This window comes from Mycoplasma ovis str. Michigan (genome assembly GCF_000508245.1).
Taxonomy (GTDB): domain Bacteria; phylum Bacillota_I; class Bacilli_A; order Mycoplasmatales; family Mycoplasmoidaceae; genus Eperythrozoon_A; species Eperythrozoon_A ovis.
On record NC_023062.1, the window covers coordinates 191,236 to 206,011 of the forward strand.

At 31.9% G+C, this 14,776-nt stretch carries 14 protein-coding genes; 4 read left to right on the top strand and 10 right to left on the bottom strand.

Features of this window, described 5'->3' with window-relative positions; all coding sequences use genetic code 4:
- Window positions 1-25: 25 nt before the first annotated feature.
- From MR07_RS01125 to rpsB, 9 genes are read right to left on the bottom strand one after another with little or no spacing between them, the layout of a single operon-like run.
- A complete protein-coding gene (locus MR07_RS01125; RefSeq protein ID WP_024071031.1) occupies window positions 26-1,618 on the bottom strand; it encodes a CTP synthase in 1,593 nt (530 codons plus the stop codon).
- A 15-nt stretch (window positions 1,619-1,633) separates the two neighbouring features.
- A complete protein-coding gene (locus MR07_RS01130) occupies window positions 1,634-2,851 on the bottom strand; it encodes an Obg family GTPase (RefSeq protein WP_200863561.1) in 1,218 nt (405 codons plus the stop codon).
- On the bottom strand, window positions 2,806-3,654 hold the full coding sequence (locus MR07_RS01135) for a hypothetical protein (protein ID WP_024071033.1): 849 nt from the start codon (window positions 3,652-3,654) through the stop codon (window positions 2,806-2,808). The genes MR07_RS01130 and MR07_RS01135 overlap by 46 nt, the downstream gene beginning before the upstream one ends.
- Window positions 3,654-4,004, bottom strand: coding sequence for a 30S ribosome-binding factor RbfA (gene rbfA, locus MR07_RS01140; protein WP_024071034.1), 351 nt, complete (start codon window positions 4,002-4,004; stop codon window positions 3,654-3,656). Before rbfA ends, MR07_RS01135 begins: the two co-directional genes overlap by 1 nt.
- Window positions 4,005-4,008: 4 nt before the next feature.
- Window positions 4,009-5,733: a translation initiation factor IF-2 gene (gene infB / locus MR07_RS01145; protein ID WP_024071035.1), complete on the bottom strand. Its 1,725-nt coding sequence runs from the start codon at window positions 5,731-5,733 to the stop codon at window positions 4,009-4,011.
- A 57-nt stretch (window positions 5,734-5,790) separates the two neighbouring features.
- Window positions 5,791-7,071, bottom strand: coding sequence for a NusA N-terminal domain-containing protein (locus MR07_RS01150; protein WP_024071036.1), 1,281 nt, complete (start codon window positions 7,069-7,071; stop codon window positions 5,791-5,793).
- A 4-nt stretch (window positions 7,072-7,075) separates the two neighbouring features.
- Window positions 7,076-7,555 (bottom strand): hypothetical protein, encoded by a 480-nt coding sequence (locus MR07_RS01155; protein ID WP_235062734.1) that lies wholly within the window; start codon window positions 7,553-7,555, stop codon window positions 7,076-7,078.
- Between the two features lie 32 nt (window positions 7,556-7,587).
- Window positions 7,588-8,079, bottom strand: a complete 492-nt coding sequence (locus MR07_RS01160) for a transcription antitermination factor NusB (protein WP_235062735.1) — start codon at window positions 8,077-8,079, stop codon at window positions 7,588-7,590.
- A complete protein-coding gene (gene rpsB / locus MR07_RS01165) occupies window positions 8,054-8,851 on the bottom strand; it encodes a 30S ribosomal protein S2 (protein ID WP_024071039.1) in 798 nt (265 codons plus the stop codon). Before rpsB ends, MR07_RS01160 begins: the two co-directional genes overlap by 26 nt.
- Window positions 8,852-8,939: 88 nt before the next feature.
- On the opposite strand from rpsB, the gene MR07_RS01170 reads away from it, so the two are divergent.
- Both MR07_RS01170 and nadD read left to right on the top strand, forming a co-directional pair.
- The gene (locus MR07_RS01170) at window positions 8,940-10,544 is read left to right on the top strand and encodes a hypothetical protein (protein WP_024071040.1); all 1,605 of its coding nucleotides are present in this window, start codon (window positions 8,940-8,942) and stop codon (window positions 10,542-10,544) included.
- Window positions 10,545-11,132 carry a nicotinate (nicotinamide) nucleotide adenylyltransferase gene (gene nadD / locus MR07_RS01175; protein ID WP_024071041.1) on the top strand — a complete coding sequence of 196 codons (588 nt, stop codon included), beginning with the start codon at window positions 10,545-10,547 and terminating at the stop codon, window positions 11,130-11,132.
- Here the strand turns inward: nadD and MR07_RS01180 are convergent.
- Entirely contained in the window at window positions 11,124-12,428 is a 1,305-nt protein-coding gene (locus MR07_RS01180) for an MFS transporter (protein ID WP_235062736.1), read from the bottom strand. The genes nadD and MR07_RS01180 overlap by 9 nt on opposite strands.
- A gap of 414 nt (window positions 12,429-12,842) precedes the next feature.
- Between MR07_RS01180 and MR07_RS04215 the strand changes: the two genes are divergently transcribed.
- Both MR07_RS04215 and MR07_RS01200 read left to right on the top strand, forming a co-directional pair.
- Window positions 12,843-13,826, top strand: coding sequence for a CPBP family intramembrane glutamic endopeptidase (locus MR07_RS04215; RefSeq protein WP_084289611.1), 984 nt, complete (start codon window positions 12,843-12,845; stop codon window positions 13,824-13,826).
- 299 nt (window positions 13,827-14,125) lie between these two features.
- Complete coding sequence (locus MR07_RS01200; protein WP_024071045.1) at window positions 14,126-14,761, top strand: DJ-1/PfpI family protein; 636 nt, start codon at window positions 14,126-14,128, stop codon at window positions 14,759-14,761.
- The last annotated feature ends 15 nt before the right edge of the window (window positions 14,762-14,776 follow it).

Consider the following 14,776-nt stretch of genomic DNA (forward strand, 5'->3'; position numbering starts at 1 on the left):
GTGAAATTGAGAAAAAGTTGTGTAACTAATGGTGTTTATCAATAGCTTTTTGAATTAGTGAGACAAAAAGTTTTTCAGGATTATTTGGTCTTGAATTGAATTCTGGGTGATATTGAACTGCAATGAAGAATGGATGATTTTTGAGTTCTATTGCCTCTACAATATCCCCTTCATATGCAGAAAAAATTAATTCCTTGTCATTAACCAATTTTTCTTTAGCAAGTTTCAAATTCAGAACATATTTATTTCTATGTCTAGCCTCTTTTTCTAAAGTACCATAAATCTGATGCATCTTACTGAACCCTTCCAATTTGATTGTTCTATTTCCAAGTCTCATATCCATATTTTCTTTTCACGGGACAAAAACAGGAAATGTTGTGTTTGGGTTCAGCTCAACACTGTCAGCCCCTAGAAGATTTAAGACATTTCTGAAATATTCAATAACAGCCAGTTGCATTCCAAAACAGATACCTAGGAAAGGTATCTTGTTTTCTCTAGCATATTTAATTGCAAGAAAAATACCACTCAGAGATTTGCTTCCAAAACCTGGAGGGACACAAATTACTTGAAAATTAGATAGTTGTTTTGGAGATGTCAAGTCAGAGGAGTGAATAATTTTGATTGAAATATCTGCAGATAATTTGTAGCCTGCAAATTTAAGAGATTGGATTATAGAATAGTAAGACTCCGGAGAATCAGAGTATTTACCAACTATAGCCACTTTAATGTGATATTTCTTAACTTCTTTAATTTGTTCATTGAAGTCTGTTCATTCCTTTAAATATCTTTTCCCTTTTGCAATATTTCTGGAAGATAAATCAAGTTTCAAAATAGGAGAGATTTTTTCAAATAATCTCTCAGAAAAATAAAGTTGAAGTGGAATTTCATAAATATCTAATGCGTAGGGAGCAGAAAGAATATTTTCTTTAGGAATTGCAGGAAAATTAAAGCTTATTTTCGAAAGTTCAGCTTCACTAATTTCCTTTTCTCCCTTGAGAATTAGCAAGTCGGGAACAATACCTAATTGTCCTAACAAAGCCAAAGAATGTTGGACAGGCTTGGTCTTTTTTTCATTATTGTGGCTTAGATGCAACATCGGAGCCAAGTGAACAAAGGCTAGATCATCTTCTTGCCGTTGTTTTAATTGAGATGCAGCTAATATAAAAGGTTTTTGTTCTAAATCAAAAACAGTACCTCCTAACTCAATTAAGAGAATCTCAGTACCAGAGTTTCTGAAATTATCTAAAGTTGAAAGAATTTCATTGACTAGGTGTGGAACTATCTGTACAGTTTTACCATCATATTTACCACTTCTCTCCTTTTCAAGTAGTCTGTGAAATATTTTTCCAGTAGTAAAGCAAGAATTAGAATTTAACTCCATATCTAAGAATCTTTCATAGTGACCTAAATCTAAGTCAGTTTCCTCTCCATCTTTAGTTACAAACACTTCACCGTGTTGCAACGGAGAAAGAAACTTAGAGTTGTAGTTTAGATAAGGATCAAACTTGAGAACATTACACTTGTAACCTTCAAACTGTAAAACTTTACCTATGGAAGAGAGAATAACTCCCTTCCCCAAGGAAGAATATACTCCCCCAGTGAGAAAAATAATTTTCATATCTATTAATTTAGATTAGTAAATATTGGTTATATAGTTATATATTCTCAAAGTTTCTCCTTTAAGTCCTCCGGACTTTTTAATCTTTTTCATAATCTCTTCAACTCTTAGTTTTGTCTTTAATCTTTCTATATTGTGTAATGTTGTTTGTGGAATTCTGGAACTCCAATAGTTCAATCTTTTGGAGTTAACTTCTCAACCTTCTGGAATTTTGATTATTTGGTAGTCCCCTTTTTCCGTCAATAGATCATCTGAATATTCAATATAGTCATCATCTTCAATTAATCCTTTCGGCTTAAAACAAGGTAATCCATTTATATTGGCTAAATCCTTAACTATTTTTTGATAGATTTTTTTAATCTCTGAATTTTTTCAGGAGCAGAGAATTACAGATGAATTTTGACAATTGGTAGAGTTAGCATTTTCAGAAAAAAAGATAGTTGAACTGGAATTAAATCCTATCTCCTTTAGTATTTTCTCCAATTTAATTTGTTTTTGAGTTCATTTATCATCTGGAAATTCAGCAACAATAACAATAGTTTTGCAAATCTCTAAATCTCTTAAGTAGAAGTTCTTTATGCGATCTTTCTCAAAAATTGTAAATGGAAAAGAAAAAAAGTTAATGTGATCTTTTTTGGAGGAAATTTCCTGTAGTCTTGCAATCAAGTTAGTTGAGAGGCTCTCTCCCGACAATGAAATAATTCCTACATAATTTACTTCCTCTTTTATTAACAGAACATTAGAAATTTCTCCTTCTTCTCCCAGCTCGTATAGTCAAGGGGCTTGAAATTGAGCATTTTTAAATGAATAATTTCCTCTTCCCCCTCTTCCCCCTCTGCAAATTAAAAGATTTTTATCTTTCTTTTCAAGATTCAATCTTTTAACTTTTTTATTTAAGTCATATATTTCTGTCCCTTCTGGAATTTTGAGATAAATATCTGCTCCAGCACTTCCTGACTTATTATCTCTTTGTCCATTAGAACCATTTTGAGCTTTTTTTTCAGAAGTTCTTAAGTGAGAAAAGTCAGAATATTTTGAATCTAGAACTAAGTAAACATTTCCGCCATCTCCACCATTACCTCCAGCAGGACCTAATCGAGAATTATATTTAGTCTTAGTCCACGAAATAATTCCATCCCCTCCCCTCCCAGCTTTCAGCTCCAGCCTTATATAGTTCATTAATCTATTTACTTTTCTTGAACTGTGATATTCACTATTCCTCAACCTCCTCACAGTTGAGCCGCCTGATAAATCAAAAAGTTACAAAAGGCAACAGAAAATAATACTGTTGCTAAGAACGTGCAAGAAAGCAAGAAATAGTGAAAATATTTCGTTTGATAAAGATAGTTGATGTTAATGAAATAGAATATTCCCAGAACTATATACGGAAATAATATTGCTATGCAGGCAATGGAACAGATAATAACAATGGAGCTAATTCAATTTGAGAAGAATTGAGAGTGCGGGCTCACTGATCTAACACTATCTCAATTATTAAGAAATATTCTTGCTATTAAAAGAAAGAAGAGAAGTCCAAGTAGAATTCCAGCACTTTTGAACTCAAATTTTTTTAATTTATCAAAGTTTCCCGGAGCCTTAAATAGTATTTCTATAAAGCTATTGAACTCTGTTCAAGCATTTTTAATTGATTTTTTATAGTTCTCTAGATATGTATAGAAATATCTATAGTTTGCTCCCAAAAAGGGAATATTTAGTCCCATCAATTCTCCCTTCTTTCTAACTCTTACACTAAATATTTCTGATATCTTTTTAAGAATTAACTTTCTCTTGTGGTATCCCTGAATTACCTTTTCAATACTGGCAGTAATAGTAGCTTCAGAGTTTTCTTTTTCGAGTCTGGAATGTAACTCTGGACTTGGAGCTGGATTTTTTTTGAAAAACTCTTCTCTAGAACTTACAAAGATATTTGAGATTGAAGCTGAACTATTATCTTGAGACTCGTGGTTTTTATATAGGAATAATTTGGCTAATTCATTATCTTCTATTTGCTCTAGAGTTCTTTGCTCCTCTTCCATTAACTAGAAGTCAAAGAGCTATTTATTAACTCTTCTACTTTTCTTGCCTTTTGAATAAATAAATCTTCCCTAAAGCTGAGTTTTAAATGAGGTGGAAGATTTAATTTATGAACCAGTTGCCTTTTAAAGAAAGGAGTTAATTTTTCTAACTTATAGAAAATGTCTTTATTTTGATATTTTTGCTTTAGTAACTCTAAATCTATAAAGATAGTTATGTTAGTTAGATTTCTGCTAAGTTTGATGTGATTAATTCCTATGAAGGAATAAATCTGTTCATCTAACTCAGTGAGTCAGATTCTTTTTAATACAACATAGATATCTTTCGAAAGTCTTTCATTAATTATTGACATTTCACTAGATTTTTCTTTCTGTTACTTCAAAACTTTCTATTACATCATCAAGTTCTATATTGTTTCAGTTATGTAGAACAATACCGCATTCCTGCCCCTCTTTAGCTTCTTTGATCTCAAAATTTTCTGTCTTAAAAGATTTGATAGAAGTTTTGGTTAGAAGATTACCCTCTCTAATGAGTTTGACTTTATTTTCTATCTTGATAGATCCGAAAATAACTGAACAACCTGCAATCGTACCAATTTTGGAGTGAGTCCAGAGTCTAATAACTTTACATCTCCCAACCACCTTTTCAACTCTTTCAATGATTCTATTTTTCTCCTTATGATCTAGTATTCTCTCTTCTAATTCATAAACAGATCTGATAGATCAAATAGGAATATTTAGGAATTCTATTTGTGATTCCAATTTCTTCGGAATCTTTTGTTCGAAGTTAATAATTATTGCTTTTTTAACTGAAGCTTCTTTTAAGTCAGCTTCATTTAATTCCCCTGAGCCTATAGACAAGATAGAGTACTTGAATTTAGAAAGAAAAGACCTGATTGCTTCAGAGGACCCCAAAACTTTGCTCTTAATAATGAATGAAAAATGTGTTGGATTGTTTGATTCAGCTATTGATAAGTCATCTTTGAAGTCAAAACCCTCTTGTAAATTTTGAGTTTGAGACTTATAGTGCTCTTGAGCTTCATTTTTATTTGCAAAAGAGAAAAATCTAGTTCCAGGAATAGGTAGTTGATCAAATCCAGCAATAGTTGCTGGGGTTGCAGGAATCAATTTAGACAGTTTTTCTTTTCTCTCTCCTTGAATAGTTTTGAGCTTACAGAAGATTTTTTCCCCAGCAATATAGTCTCCCGAATTTAAAGTTCCCCTGATAGTGATAATCTCTGCAACAGGGCCAAGCCCCTTTTCAATTCGAGATTCTAATATTATCCCTATTGCCGGAGGCTCTAAGGTAGTACAGTAATTTTCTAATTCTGAAATAACAATAATGGTTTCTAATAATTCAGGAATACCTAAACCCGATCTGGCAGATCCCTTGACCAAAACAACATCCCCTCCATATTCTTCCAACTCTATTCCTTCTTGAGTCAAGGACTCCTTAAGAGCTCCTAGGCCCCCCTCCCCTCGGTCAATCTTGTTGACAAAAATAATTAACTTTAAGTTATTTTTCTTAAAGTATTGAATTACCTCTTTAGTTTGGGATTGAACGCCATCTTCTATGGAAATTACTAGGACAATAATGTCTGCAATTACACCCCCAAGTTCTCTTAACTTTTGAAAAATTTCGTGACCTGGGGTGTCTAAAAATGTAATGTAGTTATCCTTCATTTTCACCTGATAAGAAGAAATATGTTGAGTTATATTTGAGTATTCACTTTCAGCAACATTAGTTTTTCTTATTTGGTCAAGCAAAGTAGTTTTTCCGTGATTTACATGACCCATAACAGCAACCACTGGATATTTTTTAACTCACTCTTTTCCACTATTTTCTTTTGCCAAAAGCTCTTCAAAATAGAGATTTTCTCTGTGAGCCTGTTCAGCCTTTATGAACTTAAATCCAAATTCTTCACATAATTCTCTACAATATTTTTCGTCTAATCAAGAATTGATTTGCATTTCAATCCCCCTTAAGAAGAAATATTTGATAATTTCTACAACTGGTATTTTTGTTTGATTGGAGAAAAACTTAACAGAAACTGCCTTGTTGTTGTATTGAAAACTTTCCATTAACTATCTAAGTCTTTCGCCCCCTTTCCCAATTAAATAGAAAAATTAAAAGTTTATCTAGCTATTTGGATTATTTGTTTCTTCTTCAAATTTGAATTTATGAGATTTATAAAGTCTTCCCGCAACATCTGAAGTCTTAGAATCTCAATTCTCATCTATAGGTGTATATTCAATTCTTTCTTCCTTAGCTTCCTGAATTGTTTTAAGGAAAATCTTTCAACCAGTAAGCATTGAAACTAATTTCACATTAATACCTCTTCTACCAATAGCTAACAATAGATTTTCCAAAGTAGTAACAAGAAGAATTGAATTTTCTACTTCAACTTCCGGTTCTAGAATTTTGTAACCCAATATTTGAGCTCCGGCAAACCCATTAACAATATTTCTTATTGGATCTGAATTTCAAAGAATTACATCAATTCTTTCGTTTAATAGTTGAGATGAAACTATCTTTAATCTATTTCCCCTTGGACCTATACAACAACCAACAGGGTCTATGTTGTTGTTTTTGGTACTAACTAGTATCTTACTTTTAATTCCAGAAATTCTAGAAATGGCCTTAATTTCTACTAAACCATCATGAATTTCTGAGATATGTTTTTTCATCAAATATCTAACTATCTCGGGACTAGTTCTGGATAACAAAATTGGATGTCCTGCAGATTCCTCTAGAACATCTTTTATTTGAAATTGATAGATCTTACCTGGAACCAATCTTTCGTAAATCCTGTAACCAGAATTTGAAAGAGTTTGAACAAAGTCAATTCTGTGAACTACTCCTCTAGTGTTATCCATAACATTATTGGGGTCAATTAAAGAAACCACAGCTTCCTTAGGAAGCTTTTCTTTGGTTTCAAATACTTTTTCAACCATTCCCTCAAAAACTTCTCCCTTTCTTTCAATTCACTTGTCATAAATTTTTTTATTTGCAGTTTCAAGAGTTAACTTTTGAAACTGAAATAAGATGTTTTTAACTATTCTGGTATCTAGTTGATTCAATTGAATTTCCTCTAAATAAATATCCCCCTCTTTAAATTCTTTTTGTTCTTTTTTAGTTAGAGCAGATGCCGGAATAAAACAGCTATCATCTTCCATTCCTTCTCCATAAAAGTAGTTATCACTAACTACTTTTAGTTCTTTTCACAACCCTATAGTGCATTTTTCTAAATTGATCTCAGCTCTTAGCTTACTTTCATCATTTTCTTTTTCAAAAACATACTTAAAAGCCTCTTCCAAGAATGAGGCTATTTTAGAAGTACTTATGGCATATTGAGCAGACAGTTTGGACACTGCATCCAAAAAGTGTTTTTGGTTAATAGCTAATCTACCTTTTGCCATTTAATTAATCATTAATTATTTTTAATTTTTTACCAGAAACTCTCTCCAAAAAATTATGAACTACTTGTTCTTTATTTTTGCTGTAAAACACATCAAAAGAAACGCAAAACTCATACAAAGAAAGATAAATAATAGTCACTAATCCAAAGAACATAACAAGACCTAGAGCGACATACATAGGAGCATCAGATTTTGTCTTAAAAGCAACTACCCACAAAAATAAATAACAACTGAATAATATGAATGAAGTTAATAATCCAGATTGAAAATATTTCATTCTGGTTGGCTTAATGCACTCTTTACAAGGAGCATTTTCCTTAAAAGATTTATAAACATAAGTAAAGAAAAAAGTTAGAAAAATAGGAGTGCTGGCACTTAGAGTTGCTCAACTTTCTTTGCAGTCTCAGCCCGAGATTATACTTTTACTTTTCAAGGCTACAACAATTGCTAATGTAATAGCCGGAGCAAAAATGCTGATTGCCAAATAATATCAATATTTGTGTTTTCATCTAAGTACTAGTTGTTGGGATCTGTTACTCCCAAGTTGTTCTGTTGGCTGTTCGACTGACTGTTGAATTTTTTAAGGTAGTTGTTTATTAAAGCGTGAACAAGCTTATAGTCATCTTCGCCATATTTTTTAGCTAGTTCTACTGCTTGATCTATTAAGACAGCTGGCGCTGTCTTAAATACTTCATATTCAGTAAAGATTGCCAAAAGTATTGCAAGAATACAAAGATTAAGTCTATCAACATTCCAACCACTCTTTAAAAGTTGACTAATTTCAGAGAGATATATTTCTTTTTGCTCAATATATTTTTTATATATTCTTTTTTCAAAACCACTTTCTAAATGTTTAGTACTATTTGAGGTTAAAGTATTTTGAAACTGATTTAATACTAAATTTGAGTAGATAGCTTCACATATAGAAATTCTTTTCCTATGCCTAGAGAGTTTTTTGCTCTTTTCCACAGAGTCACTAAATTTATTGTCTTTGAGAGGAATTGACATTCAATATCTCTAGATGTTCAGGTAAATTAATTAGACTATCTTCTTTATATGCGATTAAAGTTTCTTGTCCAACAGCCTCAGCGATTGCATCGCACAGCAGATTAGCCAACAAATAAATAGATTTAGGAGAATAATTATTTGCTGGAATTGAAAAGTTAATTAAGTCTGGATTGTTATTGCTATTAACTATCCCAACTACTGGGATATTCATTTTTTGTGCTTCAAGAATAGGAATCAAGTCATTAATAGGATTGAAAACTATCAAAACATTGGGCAACTTAGTTAAGCCCTTAATTCCATCGTAGTTTTTTTCAATTTTTAATTTTTTCTTCTTTAATTGAATAATTTCCTTTTTAGTTAGTTGTTGATTTATATTGTCTTGTTCCAACATTTCATCCAATTGAGTCAACATCTTTAGAGTTTTATTTACTTGCTTAAAGTTGGTAAGTAAACCTCCCAATCATCTCTGTGTAATATAAAAAGCATTAACTCTTCTTGCTGATTCTTTAACAATTTCTGAAATCACTTTATTTTTTGAGGAAACAAACATTATTTCCAGCCCAGATCTAGAAAGATCAAAAAGATAGGAATAAACATCTTTTAGATGTTTAGATGTTTTTTCTAGGTCTATCACATGTCTCCTCTTGTACTTACTAATTAGAAAAGGAGACATTTTAGGATTTCAAAGTCTAGTATTGGCTCCCAAGTGCAAATCAAATTCAACCATCTTTTCTAGAGAAACTAGTTGTCTTTCTTCTTGGTTGATAGTCAATTCTCAGTAACTCTAAATCTTTGTTATAACCAAGTTTAAATTTAAACAGATAAATACTATATAGGTGATTAAAACCTTTATAGTATTTATGCTCTTCCTGAGTGAGAATTTCGTAAGCTATATCTCTCTTGGTTTAACTTGTTTTCTATCTTTAGCTGTAGTAACTCACTTATTCGTTAAACAAAAAGAAGAACGAAGAGAGAACAAGTCAAGAGAATCGGAATTTCATCAAAAGATAGAAAAATTAAATGCTGTTATTGAAGAGCTTAGGGAGAAAGAAATAGAACTACTAGTTAATTTCAGGGGAGATCAACAGCGACTCCAGCAACTAGAAGAAGAGAGTCAACATCAGTTGAATGATTTGGAAGGCTACAAACAAAAATTAGAGGAAATAGAAATTTCTCACAAAGAGCTATTAATTAAGTCTGAGGGAGATAACCAGAGACTTAAGATGTTGGAAAGTTCCAATGCAGAACTATTAATTAAGGCCGAAAATTACTATCAAAAACTTCAAAAATTAGAAGATTCCAACAAAGATTTATCTATTTCTGTTGTAGAAAAAACACAGAAAATTCAACAACTACAAGAGGAAAAAAATAATCAATTAATTGAGATAGAAGATAACAAGAAAAAAATAGAAGTTCTTGAAAAGATCAATCAACAATTATTGATTGAATCAGAGGGCGCTAAGAAATTACAAGAGGTTTCAGTAAATTCCTCAAAATTCTATGAAGAATTTTTGAGTAAAGGATTAGATACAAATCTAGATAATCTTGTTCAATACCAAGACTTTTATAGAGAGTATTTTCAAAAAGTTGAAGATTGGAAACTTCAAATAGACCTAGAGAAAAATAGAGTAAGAGCTGGAAAAATCTATGAAGGAAATTGAGGAGAAAGAATTAGTCAATTATTCAATTCTGGAGAGTTAGACTACATAGATTTAGAAGAGCAACCTAGTTGCTCTAGAGGAGAAAAAGCAGATTACAAATTAGTTTTTAGAAATAGTAGAAATAAACAAAACTCCACAAACAGTATCAGAATCATGATAGAGCTCAAATATTCATTTGGAGATATGAGTTTAGAACAACAATTTAGCAACACTAAAGCTGATTTAAAAAAAGCCTTAGAAGTTGCTAAATATAGTTCAGAGCCTTATCACTTTATCTTTTTAGTTACAAATAGAGAATTTGAGATGGAGGAATATAGTAAGAGTGAAACAATTTGGGTTGTTTCAGACAGAGACTATAGAAAGTTTGGATTAGGTTTAGGAAGATCTGAAGGAGAACCCATTGTTGCAATTATGACTCCAGAAGCTTCTTTTAGGTGGTCTAGAATGCTTTATCTGTTATTCTGATTGGCTCCCACCACTAGAAGAGTAAATGTAGTAAATGATGAAGAAAACTTTGAAAAATTAGATCAAAAGATGGCAGACTTTATAAGAGAGTGTCACAATATGACTTCAGAAGCTGAGGGAGTTTCTCTGGGAATTATTAAAGTTGTAGAGAAATTTCTTGAAGATTTGGATAAAAAATTCAAGCAAATTAAGAATAAGTTATTGAAATCCGAAAAAGCTCTTAATAACGTCAAGGAGAAAAATGTTGCTTTATGGGGAGAATGGAAAACATTGAGTTTAAGTTTTGATGATCAAGATAATTTAATGGCTTTGCCAACATCAGAAGATCAAGAATCCTAGATGTATCCGTATAAAAAGTGGAGAATAGGTTTATTTGGAGGATCTTTTAATCCTCCACATTTAGCACACACTTTATTAGCAAACTTTGCTATTAAGAAATTGAAATTAGATCTTTTGATTTTTATTCCTAGTTTTAAGTCTGTAGAGAAATTAGAACAAGAATATTTAGATGGAGAAAAAAGAGCTTATATGCTCTCTCTTTCGAAAATTAAATATCTATTTGTAATCTCTAATTTCGAGTTAGATTTAAAAGAACCAGTTGAGTCTGTAATTACAGTCAGACACTTTAAGAAAAAATTTCCAGATGATGATCTTTATTTTTTGATTGGAGCGGATCACTGCCCCACTTTAAATACTTGAGAGGGAATAGAAGAAATTTTTCATCTAACTACTCCAGTTATCTTTAAGAGGAAAGGAAGTTCTGCTGAATTAAGTTCGGTAAAACATTTGGATAAAAAGTTACTGCAAAAAGTAATTTTTCTCCAAAATAAGTGTTTACCACACTCATCAACAGCTATCAGAGAACAAAAGAAATATAGATTTTTGCACAAAAAAGTTAAAAAATACTTAAAAAATCAATTAAGTTAATTTTTCAAGAACAGATTTTTTTCTAGAAAAAATATTTTCTTTTAATCAGTCCTTAAATTCCATATATTCTGATCTAGACTCTCTTAATCTAACCACTAATAAGTAATAGATCACTAACAAAATAGTTATGAATGTTAGAGAAGCTATTTGATGTACACATTGATCTATTACTGAAGCGAGGATATAGTATCCTGTTAGGATAATATATCCAATTCCTCAGAGACAACTAAAGAATATAGAAGTTTTTTGAGGAGTATAGTCTTTGTATTCCAGTGGAATGTATAGTAATACAGATTGAATTCCTAGACCAAAGAATGCTAGGAAGAAAGTACTTATAAATATCAAAATGTTTGCAAATATTGCAAATCCATTACTTTTGGCAAAATGTGTTATTAATGTGAACAATGCTATAAGTGCTCAAAGAATTAGTACAAGCGCGATAGAGAATCGCGCTATACTAGTTCTCTTAATGTCTTTTGGATTTAGTCTTCCAAGGAAATAAAGTCCACAGAAAGTACCAATGAAGAAAATTACTGTGTATAGAGAACTTCATTCCATACCTGCTATTGAGCTTGAAAGCATTGGGACTAATGTAGTTAGCCTCCTTGGAACAAAGCTAGAACAAAGAATTGAGACAACTAACATTCCGCTGTATGTAATAATTCACACTCAAGATTCTTTTTCTCTCAATAAAGTAGAGTAGTTTTCTGGAACCCCTACTCTTAACTTCTCAGAGAGAGAAACAATTTCAAAATTCTCTCCACAAAAGTAAAAGAGTATTAAGGGAAAAAATGAAAAAGTTGCAACAGAAGCTGCAACTCATTTTCAGTTTTGAATTAGAAATGTAGAAACAGGTTGAATCATGAATAAAACATTGACAATCAATCCTGAAATAGCATATGTGAAGCCATTCAGCATGGCTAATTTTTGTTTTTTTTCTGGCATAGCAAGCTTTGCCAATAAGGGAGAAATATAAATAATGGTTAAAGTGCCTCCAGCGGCCATTATTAATCTCCCTAAGATTAGTACTGTTCAGTGAGGGCTGAATATAAGAGGCAAGGCAATTGTTGATAATCCAAAAGCCAGTAAACAAGCTCTTTTATAACCTAGTTTCACTAGAATCATTGAGGCTGGAATCGTGAAGACTCCCCTCGCTATTGTTACTGAGTAGTTTACAGCCTCTTCCGTTACGCCAGTAGAAATCGCTTGAAAATCTTCATTTCATCCGCCAGAACCATTAGATCCCTTTAATTTAGAGAAAATAAGTCAATTAGCGCAAAAGAGACAGTATCCCAAGAATAAAGACAATCACATTAGAAAGACCCTCGGATAGAGGGCTTCTAATCCTAGACTGAGGTCTAAATCACGCTTTTTAGTTTTGAATGGGAAGGATAACTGCAACCTCAGTATTTTTGATTTTTAATTAAATAGTTATTAGGGAGTGGTACGTTTGTTTTGTTGCCAAATGACGAACACAAGTCAATTCATCCACTATAAGTAAATTTAATCATTTATTCCCATATTAGATTCCCTAAGTTCCATAGTATTGTCAAATGAATTAAATCCTCTAAGTTTAGAGAGAATAGATCTTCTACTTCTTATTCCCCCTTTCAAGAGAAAAACACCCCCCCCTATAATAAAAAGATTTTTAGCTTATGAGAGTTACAAGTATTCTTTTTACTCCCATTTGCTTTTGAATTCTTTTTATTGATGTGCTCTACTGTTGACTTTTTTATGTATGGAAGAAGTTCAACAAGTGCTACAACATCTTCGTCAACAGCATCATCAAGTTCAGTGCATTCTTTGTTATCAAATACTTTAGTTCAAGTACAACAAGCCCAAAAAGCACAAACATCCAAATGATTTCAACTTAATTATTTCCATTATCTTAATTTAGGCTGGAGATGTCTTGTTGGAGTTGTTTGTTTAGCATACTGTAGGTTTTTTAAAACTAAAGACTCAGAGGGAGGTACAACTAGATTTTTACCCAAATTCAATAATGAACAAAAATTATGGTTTTTTAGTGCAATTTTTAAACCTGCATTAGATTTCTTCGCTCACTCTCTCTCTAAGTCTTCACGCACAGATATAGCACAGATAATTTCATTAATTTCTTTTGTCTTATATTTCGTTGCGATTTATCTCTATATCAAGAGATCAATGAATGTCTTAAGTTCCAATTTCAGATTTTTGTTCTGGGATGCAGATAGACAATTTTCCTGAGAAAGATTTAGATTTTTTGGATCTAAGATAGGTTTAGTTTTTGTCACAGAGATCATTGTGACTGTTGCATTCACTAAATTAATTCAATTACTTTTACCAAGCAGTCAAGCTAATCAAAGTGAAAATCAAAAACAAATACAGGAAGCACTAGGAGGGACTAGATTAATAATGACAGTTATTTCTGTCTTGATATTTGCTCCTGTGTTTGAGGAGTTAATTTATAGAAGATCAATACTAAAAACTTCTGATTTTCACTTTTCAACAGTATTGTCTTCAGCCATAATTTTTGGGTTAATTCACCTAGATGGAATTAAGGGAGATACTATCTTCCACATAGTTCCTTATTTCCTAGGAGGATTAGTTTTCGCTTGAAGTTATAGGAAATATAGGAATATTTGAATTAGTATATTTGCACACTTTCTGCACAATCTCATAGCATTATTCAGTACATTAGCGAATTCTGTAACTTAGTTAAAAAAAATTATTTCTTAATCTTATTATGGGAGTATTTATATAGTTGACGGAAAGGCTCAACTTACTCCGCGGCGGGCCTAGCAGTGCCCTGAACTGTTAAAAATAAATCCAAAAGTTTTAAATCTTTTAGTCGGTAGAGGCCCACAACTGAACGTTTTAACCGTTTAGTTTTTCTTAATTTTTAGTAGGCAGAGGTAAAACTTAGTCGCATTTAAGGAGTAAGACAAATAGGAGTCTTTAACGGAGATGGGAGTATAACCCATTACTTCCACCAATATACATCTATCAGTTAAGTAATGAGTTCAGAGTCTAATAGGATAGTTAGGATTGGCATAATTGTTGCCAATCGAATTGAAGATATGGAATTCATCATTCCCTTTGATATTTGGAGAAGAGCCAAATATGTAGTAGAAACTATTTCTTGTGAAGTAAAAAATGTTGCTTCCCTTAATTACACAGATATCAAATTTACTTCTAATTTAAGACTGAAGTTAACTAACTTAGATCAATATGATTTGTTATTTTTTCCGGGAGGTCCTGGATTTAGAGCTTACTTTGCTCCCCCTGCAACAGCCAAGGATATGGGTGAATCCAAGTTACACCTTGCTGTGAAAAAGTTTTATAAAGATGAGAATAAGTGACTAGTTGCTATTTGCGCCGCTCCAGCGGCAATTATGTCAATAATAGAAAGAGAGTGAGATCCAGATATAAAGTTCACTTGTTATAACGATCCTAGATTAATTGGAGATTACTCCAAACTTTGAGTAGATACTCCAATTTATGTTGATCAAAAGAAGAAATTTATTACAGCTCAAGCGGCCGCTTGTTCTTTACCACTAGCTTTTTTGGTAGTGGAGCTATTTAGCGGAAAGGAGGAAGCTATTAGATTGGCAAATTCTATTATGTATAATTACGTATCTCCTTTAGGTTAATCAGTAATTTACTTA